The sequence below is a fragment of the Photobacterium sp. genome (assembly GCF_033720175.1).
Lineage (GTDB): Bacteria > Pseudomonadota > Gammaproteobacteria > Enterobacterales > Vibrionaceae > Photobacterium.
Genome location: NZ_JAWWDA010000015.1, coordinates 1 through 18715 on the forward strand (window position 1 = coordinate 1; position 18715 = coordinate 18715).

The 18715-nt window shown below is 48.1% G+C and carries 10 protein-coding genes, 1 tRNA gene, 2 rRNA genes and 1 riboswitch; of the genes, 8 read left to right on the forward strand and 5 right to left on the reverse strand.

Annotated features, from left to right (window positions below; genetic code table 11):
- From rrf (R3289_RS15745) to metA, 4 genes are all read left to right on the forward strand, one after another.
- Positions 1 to 100 (forward strand): 5S ribosomal RNA (rrf, locus tag R3289_RS15745); the annotation flags it as partial.
- A 48-nt stretch (positions 101 to 148) separates the two neighbouring features.
- A tRNA-Thr gene (locus R3289_RS15750) sits at positions 149 to 224 on the forward strand.
- A 7-nt stretch (positions 225 to 231) separates the two neighbouring features.
- Positions 232 to 347: ribosomal RNA gene (gene rrf, locus R3289_RS15755) — 5S ribosomal RNA — on the forward strand.
- 211 nt (positions 348 to 558) lie between these two features.
- Complete coding sequence (gene metA / locus R3289_RS15760; RefSeq protein ID WP_318926647.1) at positions 559 to 1500, forward strand: homoserine O-acetyltransferase MetA; 942 nt, start codon at positions 559 to 561, stop codon at positions 1498 to 1500.
- A gap of 67 nt (positions 1501 to 1567) precedes the next feature.
- Here the strand turns inward: metA and R3289_RS15765 are convergent, their stop codons facing one another.
- Positions 1568 to 2848: a sodium:proton antiporter gene (locus R3289_RS15765; RefSeq protein WP_318926648.1), complete on the reverse strand. Its 1281-nt coding sequence runs from the start codon at positions 2846 to 2848 to the stop codon at positions 1568 to 1570.
- A gap of 195 nt (positions 2849 to 3043) precedes the next feature.
- On the opposite strand from R3289_RS15765, the gene metH reads away from it, so the two are divergent.
- On the forward strand, positions 3044 to 6715 hold the full coding sequence (gene metH, locus R3289_RS15770) for a methionine synthase (protein WP_318926649.1): 3672 nt from the start codon (positions 3044 to 3046) through the stop codon (positions 6713 to 6715).
- A gap of 54 nt (positions 6716 to 6769) precedes the next feature.
- Here metH and lysC read toward each other — a convergent pair whose 3' ends face one another.
- Positions 6770 to 8149, reverse strand: a complete 1380-nt coding sequence (gene lysC / locus R3289_RS15775; RefSeq protein ID WP_318926650.1) for a lysine-sensitive aspartokinase 3 — start codon at positions 8147 to 8149, stop codon at positions 6770 to 6772.
- Between the two features lie 115 nt (positions 8150 to 8264).
- Positions 8265 to 8451: riboswitch (Lysine riboswitch) on the reverse strand.
- 248 nt (positions 8452 to 8699) lie between these two features.
- On the opposite strand from lysC, the gene R3289_RS15780 reads away from it, so the two are divergent.
- On the forward strand, positions 8700 to 9818 hold the full coding sequence (locus R3289_RS15780; protein WP_318926651.1) for an alanine--glyoxylate aminotransferase family protein: 1119 nt from the start codon (positions 8700 to 8702) through the stop codon (positions 9816 to 9818).
- A gap of 79 nt (positions 9819 to 9897) precedes the next feature.
- Here the strand turns inward: R3289_RS15780 and R3289_RS15785 are convergent, their stop codons facing one another.
- Both R3289_RS15785 and uvrA read right to left on the reverse strand, forming a co-directional pair.
- Positions 9898 to 11649, reverse strand: a complete 1752-nt coding sequence (locus R3289_RS15785) for a PglL family O-oligosaccharyltransferase (protein ID WP_318926652.1) — start codon at positions 11647 to 11649, stop codon at positions 9898 to 9900.
- A gap of 65 nt (positions 11650 to 11714) precedes the next feature.
- On the reverse strand, positions 11715 to 14549 hold the full coding sequence (gene uvrA, locus R3289_RS15790; RefSeq protein ID WP_318926653.1) for an excinuclease ABC subunit UvrA: 2835 nt from the start codon (positions 14547 to 14549) through the stop codon (positions 11715 to 11717).
- A gap of 360 nt (positions 14550 to 14909) precedes the next feature.
- Here uvrA and R3289_RS15795 point away from each other — a divergent pair, with 360 nt between their 5' ends.
- Positions 14910 to 15467 (forward strand): single-stranded DNA-binding protein, encoded by a 558-nt coding sequence (locus tag R3289_RS15795; RefSeq protein ID WP_318926654.1) that lies wholly within the window; start codon positions 14910 to 14912, stop codon positions 15465 to 15467.
- 70 nt (positions 15468 to 15537) lie between these two features.
- Here R3289_RS15795 and R3289_RS15800 read toward each other — a convergent pair whose 3' ends face one another.
- On the reverse strand, positions 15538 to 16419 hold the full coding sequence (locus R3289_RS15800) for a LysR family transcriptional regulator (protein ID WP_318926655.1): 882 nt from the start codon (positions 16417 to 16419) through the stop codon (positions 15538 to 15540).
- 222 nt (positions 16420 to 16641) lie between these two features.
- Between R3289_RS15800 and csrD the strand changes: the two genes are divergently transcribed.
- Positions 16642 to 18573, forward strand: a complete 1932-nt coding sequence (gene csrD / locus R3289_RS15805; protein ID WP_318926656.1) for an RNase E specificity factor CsrD — start codon at positions 16642 to 16644, stop codon at positions 18571 to 18573.
- Positions 18574 to 18715: the final 142 nt, after the last annotated feature.

The window sequence follows — 18715 nt, forward strand, 5'->3', positions numbered from 1 at the left end:
CTGTGGCCCCACCTGATCCCATGCCGAACTCAGAAGTGAAACGCAGTCGCGCCGATGGTAGTGTGGGGTCTCCCCATGTGAGAGTAGGTCATCGCCAGGCGCCCAATTTATAGAGTTCGTTACGGCGAATTTTAAAACAGATCAATGTGCTGGTATGGCTCAGTTGGTAGAGCGCACCCTTGGTAAGGGTGAGGTCCCCAGTTCGAATCTGGGTACTAGCACCATTTTTTGTTCAGCGACAATAGCGCAATGGAACCACCTGATCCCATGTTGAACTCAGAAGTGAAACGTTGTAGCGCCGATGGTAGTGTGGGGTCTCCCCATGTGAGAGTAGGACATTGCTGAGCGCCAATTTAAAACCCAGCCAATGGCTGGGTTTTCTCGTTTCTGGCGTTTATAAATCATATTCTACTCCTCGTCTTGTGTTGTTTTTCCCTTGCTCAATTTTCTTTTGTACTTCTTTTTGCATTCTTCTACTTGCGCATTGTCACAATTTTCTATACTTTTATTTAGATATCTGGACGTCTAAACATCTTAAGGGTTAAGGAGTAAACCAAGATGCCAATTAAAATTCCCGATCGTTTGCCCGCTACGGATATTTTGCGTAGTGAGAATATATTTGTAATGACTGAAGCAAGGGCTGCTAGCCAGGGAATTCGTCCGCTAAAAGTATTACTGTTAAATTTGATGCCAAAGAAGATTGAGACAGAAACACAGTTTTTACGTTTATTGTCTAATACTCCTTTGCAAGTGGATGTTGAGTTATTACGTATTGATAACCGCCCGACTAAGAACACACCTACTGAGCATTTGGATACTTTTTACCGGCAATTTGAAATGGTGAAAGATCGTAATTTTGATGGATTAATCGTGACTGGGGCACCTCTGGGATTAGTGCAGTTTGAAGATGTGCTGTACTGGGAAGAGATCCGGCTCATTATGAACTGGGCCAAAGATCACGTAACCTCAACAATGTTTGTCTGTTGGGCTGCTCAAGCCGGATTAAAACTGCTTTATGATTTGCCTAAGCGGACCAGGAAGGAAAAGTTATCAGGCATATATCAGCATTTCATCCATGACTGTCATCATCCTATTTTACGCGGTTTTGATGAGACCTTTAAAGCTCCACATTCTCGCTATGCTGATTTTTCTCCGAACTACTTAGCTGAGCATACAGATTTAGATATATTGGCAACCTCAAAAGAGGCTGGCGTATATTTGGCGGCAACCAAAGACAAACGGAATGTTTTTGTCACCGGCCATCCTGAGTACGATGTTGCGACACTTCATGGTGAGTATATTCGAGATCTTGCTCAAGGAATGGAACCTAATATTCCGGTGAATTATTATCCTGATGACAATCCGGATAATCCCCCTGTGGCAAGCTGGCGTAGCCACGGTCATTTACTGTTTCTGAATTGGTTAAATTACTGTGTTTATCAGCAAACCCCCTATGATCTGGAACATTTCTCTGAAGATAATTTTACTAAAGATGACTAGTGGCTGATCGGTACTATTAGATATAAAGAAGACCGGCTGGGCCAGTCTTCTTTATATCGCTGTTTTGTTATTTATTCTGTGCTTCCCACGCTCTCGCTTTATGGATTAGCGGCGTAATTGTAGACCCTTGTATCAAAATGGAAAAAACAACAACGGCATAAGTCATCACAAGCATGATTTCACGCACATCGATGTTTTTTTCTGGAATAACGAGAATGCCAGCCGGAATTGCCATTGCCATGGCTAATGCAAGACCACCGCGTAAACCGCCCCAAGTTAGGATTTTTACTGAGAGTGGATTGTAGTCACGGTAACGCTCGAAGCCGAAATAAGACAGTCTAATACTCAGAAAACGACTGAGTAACACCAAAGGAACTGCAATCGCCATCATCAGCCAATCTTCCTGGTGGAAGCTGAATTGTAGCATCGCCATGCCAATCAGCAGGAACAACACACCATTGAGGAATTCATCAACTAATTCCCAGAAATGATCAAGATGGTCTTCACTCTCTTTCGAAAAGCCAATATAGCGTGTCCAGTTGCCGATCATGATGCCCGATACCACCATGGCAAGTGGTCCGGAGACATGGATAATATCGGCAAAGACATAACCTGCGGTTGGAATACCTAGAGTAAGCAGTAACTCCATCGAGTGATCATTGGTTGAGCTTATTAGGTAATGGAACAGAAGGCCAAGTGCAAATCCGTATGCAACGCCACCGATGGCTTCTTGCAGGAATAGCTGACCGACACCTAAGACGGTCGGTGTTTCGTTACCAAAAGCAATCGTGAAGAGGGTAACGAAGATGACCAGACCAAAACCGTCATTAAATAATGATTCGCCCTCAATCTGAGTTGAAATACGCCGCGGGGCATCCAGTTTTTTGACAATAGCCAAGACGGCGATGGGATCGGTTGGAGAGATCAATGAGCCAAAGATCAGGCAGTAGATTAAGTCAAATTGAATACCAGCGAGCTGGCAAATTCCCCATAAGCTGATACCGATAAAAAAGGTGGAAAAGAGGGTTGCTCCCAGAGCTAAGACTGTAATTTCCCATTTTTGATCTTCCATGTGAGGAAGTTTGATACCGAGACCGCCGGCAAAGAGTAAAAAACCTAAAATTCCTTTAAGCAGAAAGCTCTCAAAATTAATATGCGCTAATTGCTCGGCGGCAATGTCTTCTAAGTGGAACCAGCCATTTTGACCAGCAATGATGATGCCCAGCGATAGTATCAACGCACCTGCTGTGATAGCGATTGTTGTTTGCATTTTACCGATCTTACTGTTTATAAAAGCAATGATCATTGCAGCAGCTGCAAGAAAGCATAAGGTACTGTAGACCGACATGCGTCAACCTCTGATTGATAAAAAATAATGGCTGAAATTGTTACGAAATATAAATCCATCACGCAGTGATAGCTACCGAAAACTTTCCTGAATTCAGATTTTGTTTTGTCACTGAAAACAACTTTAGACGTCTAGATTTCCATCAAGGCTGTGGTAGGATGTTATTCAGCTGTAAAATTGGAAAAAGGAAGTAGTGTGGTGTTGAAGGGAAAAGAATTATTACAGAGTCGATTAAAACAGCAGATCCTGATCATTGATGGTGGCATGGGCACCATGATCCAGGGCTATAAGCTGGAAGAAGAAGACTATCGAGGTACACGCTTTGCTGATTGGCATAGTGACCTGAAAGGGAACAATGATCTGTTGGTGCTGACACAGCCCCAACTGATCAAAGATATTCATAGTGCCTATTTGGAAGCCGGCGCAGATATTCTCGAAACGAACACCTTTAATGCCACGACTATCGCGATGGCCGACTATGACATGGAAAGCCTGAGTGCTGAAATTAACTTTGAGGCCGCGAGACTGGCGCGTCACGCCGCCGATGAATGGTCAGCAAAAACGCCTGAGAAGCCTCGTTTTGTCGCAGGCGTGCTTGGTCCAACTAACCGGACTTGCTCAATCTCACCAGATGTGAACGATCCCGGTTTTCGTAATGTTACTTTTGATCAATTAGTTGAAGCCTATTCTGAATCTACTCGCGCCTTGATTAAAGGCGGGGCCGATTTAATTCTGATTGAAACAATCTTTGATACCTTAAATGCCAAAGCCTGTTCTTTTGCAGTTGAAACCGTATTTGAAGAAGATGGTATTGTTTTACCTGTCATGATCTCAGGGACGATCACTGATGCTTCTGGCCGGACTCTTTCTGGTCAGACGACCGAAGCATTCTATAACTCGATGCGTCATGTAAAGCCTATCGCTTTTGGCCTGAACTGTGCGTTGGGGCCTGATGAACTGCGTCAGTATGTTGAAGAGCTTTCTCGTATTTCAGAGTGTGCTGTTTCGGCTCACCCGAATGCGGGATTACCCAATGCCTTTGGTGAGTATGATCTTAGCCCTGACGACATGGCTGAGCATATTGCTGAATGGGCGCAGAGTGGCTTCCTTAATTTAGTCGGGGGGTGTTGTGGCACAACCCCCGAACATATTCGCAAGATGGCTGAGGTGACCCGTCAGGTAAAACCTCGCCAGCTACCGGATATCCCCGTTTCCTGTCGCTTATCAGGGTTAGAACCTTTGACTATTTCGGCTGAAACGCTCTTTATCAACGTGGGTGAACGTACCAATGTAACCGGTTCGGCTCGGTTTAAGCGTCTTATCAAAGAAGAATTATATGACGAAGCGCTAGAAGTTGCCCGCCAGCAAGTGGAAGTCGGTGCTCAGATCATTGATATCAATATGGATGAAGGCATGTTGGATGCGGAAGCGGCAATGGTACGTTTCCTTAATCTGTGTGCGACTGAGCCTGAGATCTCTAAAGTCCCGATTATGGTCGATTCCTCTAAATGGGAAGTGTTGGAGGCGGGTCTGAAATGTGTTCAGGGTAAATCGGTCGTCAACTCAATCTCTATGAAAGAAGGGAAAGAGAAATTTGTCGCGCAAGCTAAACTGATCCGGCGATATGGTGCGGCAGTGATCGTGATGGCGTTTGATGAGGAGGGACAGGCGGATACCCGAGAACGTAAAATCGAAATTTGTACCAATGCCTACCATATTTTGGTTAATGAAGTCGGTTTTCCGCCGGAAGACATTATCTTTGACCCGAATATTTTTGCCATAGCGACCGGTATTGAAGAACATAACAATTACGCTGTCGATTTTATTGAGGCTGTCGGGGATATTAAACGAACGCTGCCATATGCGATGGTTTCCGGTGGTGTCTCGAACGTTTCCTTCTCGTTCCGCGGCAATAACCCGGTAAGGGAAGCGATCCATGCCGTATTTCTCTACCACTGCTTTAAGAGCGGTATGGATATGGGGATCGTCAATGCCGGCCAGCTGGCGATTTATGACGATCTGCCTGATGAACTGCGTAATGCGGTAGAAGATGTGGTGCTTAACCGTCGTGATGACGGTACCGAGCGGTTGCTTGATATTGCAGGCAAGTACCGCGATAGCGGTGCAGTAGAGGAAGATCGTAGTGCCCAAGAGTGGCGTGGCTGGCCCGTTGACAAACGTTTGGCGCATGCGCTGGTTAAGGGCATTACAGAATTTATTGTCGAAGATACCGAAGAGGCCCGTGCTAATGCATCGAAGCCACTGGAAGTGATCGAAGGTCCTCTCATGGCCGGTATGAATGTGGTGGGCGACCTGTTTGGTGAAGGAAAGATGTTCTTGCCACAGGTGGTGAAATCAGCCCGGGTAATGAAACAGGCGGTCGCTTATCTGGAGCCATATATTGATGCCGAAAAGCAAGTCGGGCAAACAAACGGTAAGATCCTGCTGGCCACCGTCAAAGGTGATGTACATGACATCGGTAAGAACATTGTTGGTGTCGTTTTACAGTGCAATAACTACGAGATCATCGACCTTGGTGTGATGGTCTCTTGTGACAAAATACTGAAAGTCGCCAAAGAAAAAAATGTCGATATTATCGGCTTGAGCGGACTGATCACGCCATCACTGGATGAGATGGTGCATGTAGCCAAAGAAATGGAGCGTCAGGGCTTTGATCTGCCTCTTATGATTGGCGGAGCAACCACCTCAAAGGCGCATACCGCCGTAAAAATTGAGCAGAACTACCACGGACCTGTTGTGTATGTTTCCAATGCATCCCGGGCGGTAGGGGTGAGTTCGACGTTACTGTCTGATGAGCGCCGGCCGGCATTTGTTGAGAGTTTAAATAAAGAATATGAAATAGTGCGAGAGCAGTATGCTCGCAAGAAACCACGTACAGCACCAGTGACCCTAGAAGAAGCCCGGGCGAATAAGGTGGTGATTGATTGGGACCGCTATACCCCGCCAGTGCCGGTTAAACCGGGTGTGCATGTCTTTACGGATTTTCCTGTCTCTACCTTGCGCAAATATATCGACTGGACGCCATTTTTTATGACCTGGTCACTAAGTGGCAAGTACCCGACCATTCTTAAACATGAAGTGGTCGGGGAAGAGGCCCGGCGTTTGTTTGACGATGCTAACCGGCTGCTTGATGAGATTGAACGTAATGGCATGATGACAGCAAACGGAGTGTGCGGTCTGTTTCCTGCGAATGCGATTGGTGATGATATCGAGGTCTATACTGATGAAAGTCGCACTGAAGTGTTGACGGTACTTCATGGTTTACGCCAGCAAACGAAAAAGCCGAAAGGGCCAAATTATTGTTTGTCTGATTATATTGCGCCAAAAGAAAGCGGGAAGCCTGACTGGATCGGTACCTTTGCAGTAACCGGGGGAATAGGCGAACACGAGCTTGCAGCGCAGTTTAAAGCGAAAGGTGATGATTACCACGCCATTATGATTCAAGCTTTGGCTGATCGCCTGGCAGAGGCATTTGCAGAGTGCTTGCATGAGAAGGTCAGGAAAGAAATTTGGGGCTATGCGCCAGATGAAGCGTTGGCCAATGACGATTTGATCCGGGAAAAATATCAGGGAATCCGGCCGGCTCCTGGGTATCCGGCCTGCCCGGAGCATACTGAAAAAGGTGAGATCTGGAAATTGCTGGATCCAGAAGCGACGACTGGAATGGTCTTAACGGAAAGTTATGCCATGTGGCCGGGCGCTGCGGTTTCTGGCTGGTATTTCTCGCACCCTGATTCCCGTTATTTTGCGGTTGCGCAGATCCAGGAAGATCAGCGTGATAGTTATGCTGAGCGTAAAGGATGGGATTTAATTGAAGCCGAGAAGTGGCTAGGTCCTAACCTCTAAATACGATGATGATAGAAGCTAAAGGCGCTCTGGTGAGCGCCTTTTTTTTGATTATTATTCAAAAATCTCGCGATGCAGCTCTTTGACTACCGGTTTAGCATCGTGCTCTTTAACTAAGAAGCACAGGTTGTGAGGGCTGGCACCGTAGCAAATCATTCTCAGATTAAAGTCTTCCAGCGTATCGAAAACCTTGGAGACGGAACCTTTCGTATTGCTCATCTGATTGCCAATCAAGGCGACTAAGCAAAGATCCTGCTCGACCTCCACCCGGCATAACTTGGTGAGTTCTTCCAGTGCTTCCGGAGGAAGTTGTGGAGTGCCGCCGCCAGTATCTGTTTGATCCAGGGTTAAGGAGACGCTGACCTCGGAAGTGGTGATCAAATCAACAGAGACTTTATGCTCAGCCAGAATCCTGAACACTTCAGCCAGAAAGCCATAAGCGTGGAACATATTGAGGCTGGTCAGGGTCACCATGGTCTGATTACAGCGCAATGCTAAGGCGCGAAACAGAGGAGCGTCGCTGACACTTTCCCGAATCCAGGTGCCGCCTTGTTCAGGTGCTTTGGATGAGCCGACAAAGACAGGGATCTGTTGACGGATCGCTGGTCGTAAAGTCGACGGATGCAAGATCTTTGCGCCGAAGTTGGCCATCTCATAGGCTTCACTGAAGCTGATCTCTTTGATTGGCTTTGCTTTCGGCGCAATACGAGGATCGGTGGTATACATTCCCGGGATATCAGTCCAGATCTCCAGAGTTGCAGCATCAATTGCCTCTGCCATCAGGGCAGCACTGTAGTCGCTGCCTCCGCGACCCAAAGTGGTGGTTTTACCTTCGGCATCAGAACCAATGAAACCTTGTGAAACGACCACGTGATGGGTAAATAGTGGATTGAGCGCTTGCTGCGATAACTGACGGATCATCTCAGGTTGTGGAATCGCTCTGCCGAAATGGCTGTCTGTGCGCATGACATCGCGAATATCAAAGCGAACAGCATCGATCCCTTGCTCGATCATGATCTGGGTAAAGAGGTGGGTGGAAAGCAGTTCACCATTCGCGACTAACTGATCGGTTAATTGTGCCGAAGTGTGCAGTGCGGCCTGCTCCGCCAGAGTGGCAACCTGATCGAGTAAGTTGTTGACTGCTTCTAAAATCGGGCCTGGCTGCTGCAATTGTCTGATAACAGATTGATGAATGTCAGCCAGACGCGTCAGTAAGGCTAAACGGTGCTCAGGATCTGACACGCCGTTAGCCAGTTCAACCAGGATATTGGTTACCCCAGAGCAGGCGCTGATCAATACTAAACGGGTTTTCGGGGTCGTTTTGATGATCGCGGCGCTACGGCTCATCGCGGTAAAATCGGCAACGCTGGTACCACCGAATTTGGCCACCGTGAACGGTGGTGAAGTGGCTGAATTATGATTTACATGGCTCAAGGTAAGTCTCCCGGTAACAATAAAAATATAATGAGGAAAAGGGAATTTACACGGATAAATATTCCCAATATCTAATTGTCAGGAGAGCAGGCAGGCGAGACGTATGAATAGCGCTACAACCAGAAGCTCTCCACCTTTTACTGATCAAAAATAAAAGGTGACAGCCAGAAGGATTCAACCTTCGAAGCCGATATTACTGGTCCCCTGTCCAGCAATATCTCGGCGTTACTCCCCCTCTCTAAACCGCTTTGGGGTGGGGCCCCGCAGCCTAGATACCTGGATAACGCTCCTCTTCTGTCTTTACCTGATGGCATACTAGCCATCAGGACGAACAAAACTTGTCCTTCATTGAATAGGATCTGCTGTCAGGTTGTCAATCTTTCTCTGGTTATTTATGCAAAATAAATGCAATGAATTGATATTAGTGACCAACGAGACTTGCGACTTAGGCGAATTCCTTTAATACTCTGTAGCTGCATTAGCGTAATTATTCCCCCAACATATAATAAAACAGGGAATTGCTGACCTCTTACCTCAAGGAGAAACAATCATGACAATTGGGAGTTTTTATCCGCCGCAACGTACCCTTATGGGACCCGGTCCATCAGATATTTATCCTCAAGTTTTACAAGCATTGAGCCGTCCGACAGTGGGTCATCTTGATCCCCTGTTCATTGGCATGATGGATGAGTTGAAACAACTGCTGCAATATGCGTTTCAAACCGAGAACACCTTTACTATCGCCGTTTCCGCACCAGGTAGTGCCGGGATGGAAGCGTGCTTCGTCAATCTGGTTGAGCCGGGTGATAAAGTCATTGTTTGCCGTAACGGTGTTTTTGGCGATCGCATGCGTGAAAATGTCGAGCGCTGTGGTGGCCAGGCTGTGTTGGTGGATAATAACTGGGGTGAGCCCGTCGATCCGGTACTGGTCGAGCAGGCACTTGTTGCACATCCGGACGCAAAAATTGTCGCTTTTGTTCATGCAGAAACGTCAACCGGTGCGTTAAGTGATGCTGAGACGCTAGCGAAACTGGCACGTCAGCACGATTGTCTGACGATTGTTGATGCGGTCACTTCCTTGGGCGGGGTGCCTCTTCGGGTGGACGAATGGCAATTGGATGCGGTGTACTCGGGAAGCCAGAAGTGCCTGTCTTGTGTACCGGGCTTATCGCCACTGACATTTTCTCAGCGGGCCATAGAAAGAATACAGCGCCGCACCACCCCCGTACAGAGTTGGTTTCTGGATCAAAGCTTAGTGCTGGCTTACTGGAGCGGGGAAGGGAAGCGCAGCTATCACCATACTGCGCCGGTCAATAGTTTGTATGCCCTGCATGAAGCTTTGGTGCTGCTGAAAAATGAAGGGCTGGAAAATGCGTGGCAGCGGCATAAAGATCAGCATCTTGAATTACGTGAAGGGTTAGAAAAACTCGGGATTGAGTTTGTTGTCGATGAAGCCTCTCGTTTGCCACAACTTAACGCAGTCTATATTCCTGAAGGAGTGGATGATGCGCTAGTGCGTCAGACCTTGCTGGAACGCTATAACCTGGAAATCGGAGCGGGTTTAGGCGTGTTAGCGGGTAAAACCTGGCGGATAGGCCTGATGGGGTATGCGGCCAGAAACGAGAATGTAGCCCTATGCTTAAAAGCTCTGGAAACGACGCTGAAATAATACATACCCGCAGAGATATACGGTATTAAGAGAAACGGCTACCCTGGTAGCCGTTTTTGTTCTGATTGATTAACGAGCTTTACGGGGTCTGTGGCACAGGCTTATTTGGTATCGCCGGTAATACTGACGAAAGGGTAAAGTCATTGCCGGGGAACAAAAATTCAGCCTCTTGCTGGATCTGTCTGGCCTGCGCCTGTTGGTCCAGCAGTTGATACGCCGCGATCAAATTATGATACAGCGCCGGACGTGGCCAGTTGACCGCTTTCTGAGTTGCCCAGTGGATATATTCTTCAATTAAGGTTTCATTGTGATTCGCGGCACCTAACTGCAACTGAGTGAGATGCAAATCCCAGTCAAAACGATTCTGCCACGCCCATGGGTTGTTTACCTGTATCAGATAATCAACATTTACCGGCCGCGTAGTTTCGAATTTGGTCAGTAACCAACCAGAATATAACGTCGTCAGCATAAAACTGGTGACAAGAACAGGCATTAGCAGGGCACAGAATTTTACCGTCAGTACATAGCGCGCGTGGTACTTATGGTATTTCGCCGTCAGGTTATCGACCCAGTAAATCAATATGATAAAGGTTACCCAGTGCACCAGAGAATGGTAAAAGGGGTATTCCAACTGAGTATGTAAAGTAATGGGCAGAAACAGGGCGATTAACCCCAGTTGTGTTCCATTTCTGGCTTTGCGGATCGTGAAGGCGACGGCGGTGGCGGCGGCGAGTAAGGCCAGTAACGGCAATATCCCTCCTTCAGCAGCCCAGTAAAGCAGTTCATTATGCGGATGATCCAGCCCTGAAATACCGTAGTTCTTCTCAGGATCGGCCTGATGCCATTTTGCGGTCTGGATGATATAGGCCGGTTCAAACTTACCATACCCGTAACCCGCCAGTGGCTCTTTACTAAACATCTTATAAGCTTGAGGGATATGAATAGCCCGTGCGCTTTCCAGGCTTACTCGCTCTTCTGCGGGGGACCAGCCGATGGTGTTATTAATACTCCATGAAAAACTTAAGCCGAGCGCAACCATTAACAGCCACATTCGCCATTGTGCTTTGGCGGCAAACTTTCGCAAGTAGGGCAACATGAGTACTACGCCAACAACGGCACCAAGCCATCCGGTACGAGAGCTGAGTACCACGATAATCGGGATTGTAGTAACAGGGGTTAGCAATACAATAAGCTGCTGCCATGACCACTTACCGCGATACATCGGAATACGGGCCAGCAAATAAGCTGACAGCACCAGACCCGTCGCCAGAAAGCTGGCCATCACATTGGGCTGTTGAAATATCCCATAGGGACGATTTTGTTCCGTGTCATAGCCAATGGCATTACCGGGTTCCATCCAGAAAAACTGGTACCAGGCAAAGATCGCCTGGATCCATACCGCGGCTAAGATCAGCCATAACATGCGCTGGCGCTGTTTGTGGGTAAAGGCAAACTGCTGCAATCCGACAAAGAAGAGAAAGCCGGCCCATAATCCAATCAGCCGGTTAGCCACACCGAACCCGTCAGCATCAGGATAAAAAGCCGGGAGTGTCAGTAAGAGGCAACAGACAAACAGAACGACGGTCAGACGCGAATAACGCCAGGTTTTCTGGCGACTGATTTCCAGTAACCCTAAGGCTATGACAAAGCTGAAGGGGATCCAGCTGGCGGCATTAAATGGCAACTCAAGACCGGAGCCTCCGGGGTTGTGCTGGAAGTAATGCATCGCGAGCAAAAAGAGGATCCCCAGAGAGACGATAAAGTATCTCGTGAGGGGTTTGCTGATGCGCTGCTCTGCCAGTTTAGTTCCTTGTAAATGTAACACCGTCATTGTTTATCCGTGCTTGTAGACAGGCCGATGACACTCAGCCTGTCTGTGGCTTATTACCAATTTTATTAACGTGCGTTTGGCAGTAGCGGTTTCAGAAAGTGTGCAGTATGCGACCCAGCCACTTGCGCCACTTGTTCTGGCGTGCCGGTAGCAATAATTTCACCGCCACCACTGCCGCCCTCAGGCCCTAAATCAATGATCCAGTCTGCGGTTTTAATCACATCCAGGTTATGCTCAATCACGACAATAGTATTGCCATGATCGCGCAGGCGGTGCAGTACTGTGAGTAGCTGCTGAATATCATGAAAATGGAGCCCGGTTGTTGGTTCGTCCAGAATATACAGGGTTTTACCGGTATCACGCTTTGATAACTCTCGCGCCAGTTTTACTCGCTGTGCTTCACCGCCGGACAAGGTCGTCGCCGCCTGACCTAAGCGGATATAAGATAAGCCAACATCCATTAATGTTTGTAGTTTTCTCGCGATCGCTGGAACCGGATCAAAAAATTCGCGTGCATCTTCGACCGTTAAGTCCAAGACTTCGTGAATGGTTTTGCCTTTGTAGCGAACTTCCAGGGTCTCCCGATTATAGCGCTGGCTTTTGCACGAGTCGCAAGGAACATACACATCCGGTAAAAAGTGCATTTCCACTTTGATCATGCCATCTCCCTGACAGGCTTCACAGCGGCCACCTTTGACGTTAAAGCTGAATCGTCCGGGTTTATACCCCCGGGAGCGGGCTTCTTGGGTGCCTGAAAACAGCTCTCGAATCGGGGTAAAAATACCGGTATAGGTGGCAGGATTTGAGCGCGGAGTTCGGCCGATAGGGCTTTGGTCGATATCAATGACCTTATCGAAATGTTCAAGATTTCGAATTTCTCGATAAGGTGCCGCCTCACCCGTTGTCGCGCCGTTGAGCTGGTGGTGGGCGATACGGAAGAAAGTGTCGTTGATTAAGGTTGATTTACCCGAACCGGAAACACCGGTCACACAAGTAAACAGCCCGACAGGAATATCAATATCGACATTTTTCAGGTTATTGCCGCTGGCACCCAAGAGCTTCACGGTTTTATCCGGATCGATTGCCACCCGTTGTTCCGGAATCGCAATGGATTTACGGCCGCTGAGGTATTGTCCGGTCAGTGAGTCCGGAGCCTGGAGAATATCTTCGATGGTGCCTTCGGCAATGATATGGCCGCCATGGATACCAGCGCCGGGACCGATATCGATCACATGATCGGCCGCACGGATAGCATCTTCATCATGCTCGACCACAATCACGGTATTCCCCAGATCGCGCAGATGATTCAGTGTCTTGAGCAGGCGTTCGTTGTCTCGCTGGTGCAGCCCGATAGAAGGTTCGTCAAGAACATACATAACGCCAACCAGACCGGCACCGATTTGGCTGGCCAGACGGATACGCTGTGCTTCACCACCGGACAAGGTATCGGCACTGCGAGACAGGTTGAGGTAGTTGAGCCCGACATTGACGAGAAAGTTTAAGCGATCGCGGATCTCTTTCAGGATCTTGTCGGCAATTTGTGCCCGTTGGCCGACCAAGGCCAGATTGTTAAAAAAGTTGAGGGCCTCACTGATACTCATTTCACAGATCTGCGGCAGGTTGGTCTCAGTAATAAAGACATGACGCGCTTCCTGACGCAGCCGCGAACCGTGGCAGCTTGAGCAAGGCTTGGTGGAGACAAATTTGGCGAGTTCTTCGCGCACCGAATTGGATTCAGTTTCACGGTAGCGGCGCTCCATATTATTGAGGATCCCCTCAAACGGGTGGCGCCGGACGGTGATATCGCCGCGATCATTAATGTATTTAAACTCAATGTCGGTTTTGCCTGAACCACTGAGAATAACGGTCCGGATCTTTTTTGGCAGTTCATCGTACGGGGCTTCAACATCAAACCCATAATGCTCAGCCATCGATTTAAGCATCTGGAAGTAATAGAAGTTGCGCTTATCCCAGCCGCGAATGGCACCGCCGGATAAACTTAACTCACCATTTTGCACTACGCGATCAGGATCAAAGTACTGTTGTGCACCAAGTCCGTCACAGGTACCGCAAGCCCCTGCCGGGTTATTGAATGAGAACAGACGCGGCTCGAGTTCCTGCATGCTGTAGCCACAGTGGGGGCAGGCAAAGTTTGCGGAGAAAATGAGCTCATCGGGCTGGCTATCATCCATCGGACAGATCACAACATTGCCGCCGGAAAGTGCTAGTGCCGTTTCAAATGATTCGGCCAGCCGCAATTGAAGATCCTGACGGACTTTAAAGCGATCGACAACCACTTCAATAGTGTGTTTTTTATGTAGCTCTAAGGTCGGAGGATCAGAAAGGTCGCACACCTCATCGTCGATGCGGGCACGGATATAGCCCTGCGCAGCAAGGTTGGCGAGGGTTTTAACATGCTCCCCCTTACGCTCTTTGACGATCGGCGCCAGCAGCATCATTTTGCTGCCCTCAGGCAGTTCAAGTACCTTATCCACCATTTGGCTGACGGTTTGAGCGGCCAATGTCACATCGTGGGTTGGACAGCGGGGTTCGCCGACCCGGGCATAAAGCAAGCGCAGGTAATCGTAAACTTCAGTAATGGTTCCCACGGTAGAACGCGGATTATGTGAGGTTGATTTCTGCTCAATCGAAATAGCCGGTGACAGCCCTTCAATATGGTCGACATCCGGCTTTTCCATCAATGACAGGAACTGGCGAGCATAAGCAGATAACGACTCAACATAGCGGCGCTGACCTTCGGCGTATAAGGTATCGAAGGCGAGGGAAGATTTCCCTGAACCAGATAAGCCGGTGATAACAATCAATTTATCGCGAGGAATTGAGATATTGATATTTTTAAGGTTATGGGTGCGAGCGCCCCTGACGTCTATCTTATCCATGGTATGCGAGCTTTATGGCTGACTAATTGATTCGTCATTATTGCATAGCAAGGAAAAGCTTGAAAGGATGAGCTGTATAAAGATACAGTGTAAAGAGTGAAAATTAGCCAGGTAATTGTCGTTCATGTTTGGTTTTGATTTGCTCTGCCAACCCGGAGTTTCGAGATTGTTATGCAATAACAATGTGTTTTTTGATGATGGATTTAATCCTGATCGGTAATGAATAAAAATTGCGCAGATAACACCGTGTCGGCTCTATGCCTTACCGGTGTCTGCGTGATAAACTGCGCGATTAAGTATAAACTTTGACTAAGCGGCTATTGATAATCAGATAGTACGCGAACAGATTTGGAGTTAAGTATGGCCAGTCGTGGCGTAAATAAGGTTATCTTAGTCGGTAACTTAGGTAATGACCCAGAAATCCGTTATATGCCAAGTGGTGGTGCAGTAGCAAATATTACGATTGCTACCTCCGAATCATGGCGTGATAAGGCAACGGGCGAGCAGCGTGAAAAAACGGAATGGCACCGTGTCGCGCTATTCGGCAAGCTTGCTGAAGTTGCTGGTGAATACCTGCGTAAAGGTTCACAGGTCTATATCGAAGGCCAACTACAGACCCGTAAGTGGCAAGATCAAAGTGGCCAGGATCGCTTCACGACAGAAGTCGTGGTTCAGGGTTTTAACGGTGTCATGCAAATGCTGGGTGGCCGTCAGGGCGGCGGTCAAGGTGCCCCGATGGGCGGCCAACAACAGCAGCAAGGTAACTGGGGTCAACCTCAACAGCCAGCAGCAGCGCCTAAGCAGAACTTTGCGCCGCAACAGCAGCAACAATCTGCACCACAGCAGCAGGCACCTCAACAGCCTCAGCAGCAGTACAATGAGCCACCAATGGACTTCGATGACGATATTCCTTTCTGAGGGTGAGAACCGTGACGTCATAAAAAAAGCAGCGCTCGCGCTGCTTTTTGATATCTGTACTATCGCCCGTTTATGAAGGGTTAGCTTTGGATTTAATAAAATCGATAAAAAGCTTGGTCTTCACATGATTATAGTCAAGCTTCGGATAATAGGCATAGGCTGAACCGACAGGTTGCTTAAGCGCCGGTAATACCGGGACGAGCAGGCCCTTACTGAGCTCGCGCTTGACCATATTTTCACCGGTAAGAATAATCCCCATTCCGGCGACGGCAGCAGCCACTAAAGCTTCCGGGTTTTGAGTGGTAAAGTTACCGCGCAGGCGCAGGCGTAAATTATTTTCAAAAAGGTGCTCTTGCTCATGGCCGTGAGTACCAAACAGTAAGCAGTTATGCTGAGTGAGCTGCTCCGGGCTTTCGATAGGCGGCTTATTTTCCAGGTAATTGGGAGAGGCATAAAAGCCAGGCTGAAAATTTAACAGCCGGGTGGCGATATAGCTCGAAGAGTTAAAGTCGGTTAGTTCACGGCTGATGAATACATCAAGATTTAAATCCGGCAATTGGCCAGGGGTAATGGTATGTAATTCCACCTGAATGTTCGGGTAAATTTCTATAAACTCCGCCAGATAGTGGACTAATAAGCGACTGCCTGTCGCCAGCGGGGCCCCAATACGCAAGACGCCACTGACCTCACCATAGGTGGATGTTGTTTCAGCCAGCATCTGGTGCCAGTCATCAAGTAATCGGGCACTGCGCTGATAGAACAGCTTGCCGGCATCCGTCACGGTCAGGCTGCGGGTGGTGCGCTTAAGTAGCTGTACCCCCAACTGCTTCTCTAACCAAGACAGGCGTTTTGACAATGCTGAGCTTGACGTATTGAGCTTGGTGGCAGCCTGGGCTAAAGAGCCTTGATCGACAACAGTGACAAAGCTTTTGGTACAAGTAATCCAATCCATATCTTTCCAACGTTATCTTGCGATTGATCCCAACGTCATTAATGGCCTGGCGATCAGCCGATAATTAAGCGAATTGATATCACTATGTTTACAGACAGTGATTCACATTGATAGATGAACAAGTGATAATTATTAACAAATTCATTAAGTGTCGGGTTGAACACTGAAATTATTTATTAACTGTTTATATTTTATAAATATTCTGTGTGAATTTGGAGCGTTATGAGAAAAGCATCAGGGATGAAGTTAACCAATCGCTTAGTTGCTTTCGTCACGCTCATTGTGATTTGTGCCATTTTCGTCATTTTTATCGGTGGAGCTGTCAGTTTTCGAAAGTTAGGACAGGATTACCTGACCCATTATATTGATGGCGTGGTAACGGTAATTGACCAGGAACTGGCGGATCCGCAAGGCTCGCAGTCATTATCACGCTGGCTTCCCCAGTTGCTTAAAGCCAGCAATGTTGTCGAGCTGGAAGTCGCTAGCTCGGCAGGCATGGTGTATTCCTTTAAAGGGATCCAACCGATTGCCGATCCTAATATTTTACATATAAGTCGCTATGAGCTAGAACATAACCCGGGCTTTTATATTGATATTAAATCTCTGCCGCCTTATACCGAGTTTACTTATTCGCTAGGGGCGATGTCATCGATCACCCTGGCAATCATCATTATCATCATGGGCCTGGTCTGGGGGCTGAACTGGCTGCGTCAGCAGCTTCATGGCTCTGAATTACTCGAAGTCCGCGGTCGGATGATCCTTGCTGGGCGGGTTGATGAATATGCCGTCGGCGGTGAAGATGAGTGGCCGGCAACGGCAAGCATGGCACTTGATCAGCTGATAGCTGAGTTAAAAGATGCGCGCCAGGAGCGTAGCCGGTTTGATACCTTCATTCGTACCCATACTTTCCTTGATCAGTTAACTGGCGCGGCCAACCGGGTGTTGTTTGATAGTCGTCTGCAGTCGTTAGTTCAAGAGCAGGAGACCCAAGGCGCGGTCATTCTGATCCGCATATCCGACTGGGATGAACTGCTGGCGGAGAAGGGGAAAGAGGCTGCGGATGATCTGATCCAAGATGTTGGTATGATCTTATCTAATTTAATTCAGCGCTATCCCGACACTGTGCTGTCACGCTATTTTGATGCGGAATTTGCCATTATGCTGCCTCAGCAGTCGGCCAAAGAGGTCAAGCTGTTTACCCATCAATTGCTCAATGCGCTGGAAAGACTGATCCCCGCCGCTCCCTTGCAACAAGACAACTGGTGCCATATTGGCGTGACATTCTTCTCCAGCGGTGAACGCCGCGGGCGTATTATGGATGAAGCTGATATGGCCTTGCGCAGCGCGCAATTACAGGGCACAAACAGCTGGTACGCCTTTAAGAAAGATCAGCAGTTGGAAGAAGCGCGCGGTAGTGTGCGCTGGCGTACGTTACTCGACGCCATTTTTAATAGTGGCGGACCGATTTTATTCCAGCAGCCAGTAGTCAGCGCATCAGATGAAACGATTTTACATCGTGAACTGCTCGCGCGAATTAAAGATGAAAACGGGGTGCTGATTAAAGCTTCGCGCTTCTTGCCGGCGGTTGAGCAAGTCGGGTTCAGTGTCCGGATGGATAAACTGGTAATTTCTCAGGCATTACAGCTTTTAAAAACAATGCCCGGCAACGATGTGCTATCCATTAATGTCAGTGTTCAGTCCTTATTGGACAAAACGTTTGTGCGCTGGTTGCGTGATGAATTGCTGCAAACCCCGCGAACGGTGCTTAATCGCCTCTCTTTTGAATTAGTCGAAGGCAGTCTGGTCAAACACCTAGATGCGATGCGTCCGGTCGCCCGTATGCTGGTGGGGCTGGGCTGTAAGCTCGTTGTCGATCAGGCCGGAAGAACGATTGTGAGTACCCACTATATAAAAGATGTCCGGGCTGACTACATCAAACTGCATCGCAGCCTGGTACGTGAAATCAATCAGCGTCAGGAAAACCAGCTTTTTGTTCGCAGTATGCTGGGGGCTTGTGCCGATTCACAAGCGCAAGTGATTGCTGTGGGGGTGGAAAATGAACAAGAATGGCAAGTATTAAAACAACTTGGCGTAAAAGGTGGTCAGGGGCGCTATTTTGCGTCAGAGATACCTGTGGGGGATGCATTTAAATAGCGGTATAAGCACGGTGAATTTTACGTTCCAAGACAAAATTTAATTAATTGAATAATGTTTATTGGTCCAATACTCAGGTAACATGGTCAAATAATTGACATCGGTTAATTATTTGACGTTGTCACCCTAATGTTAATACATA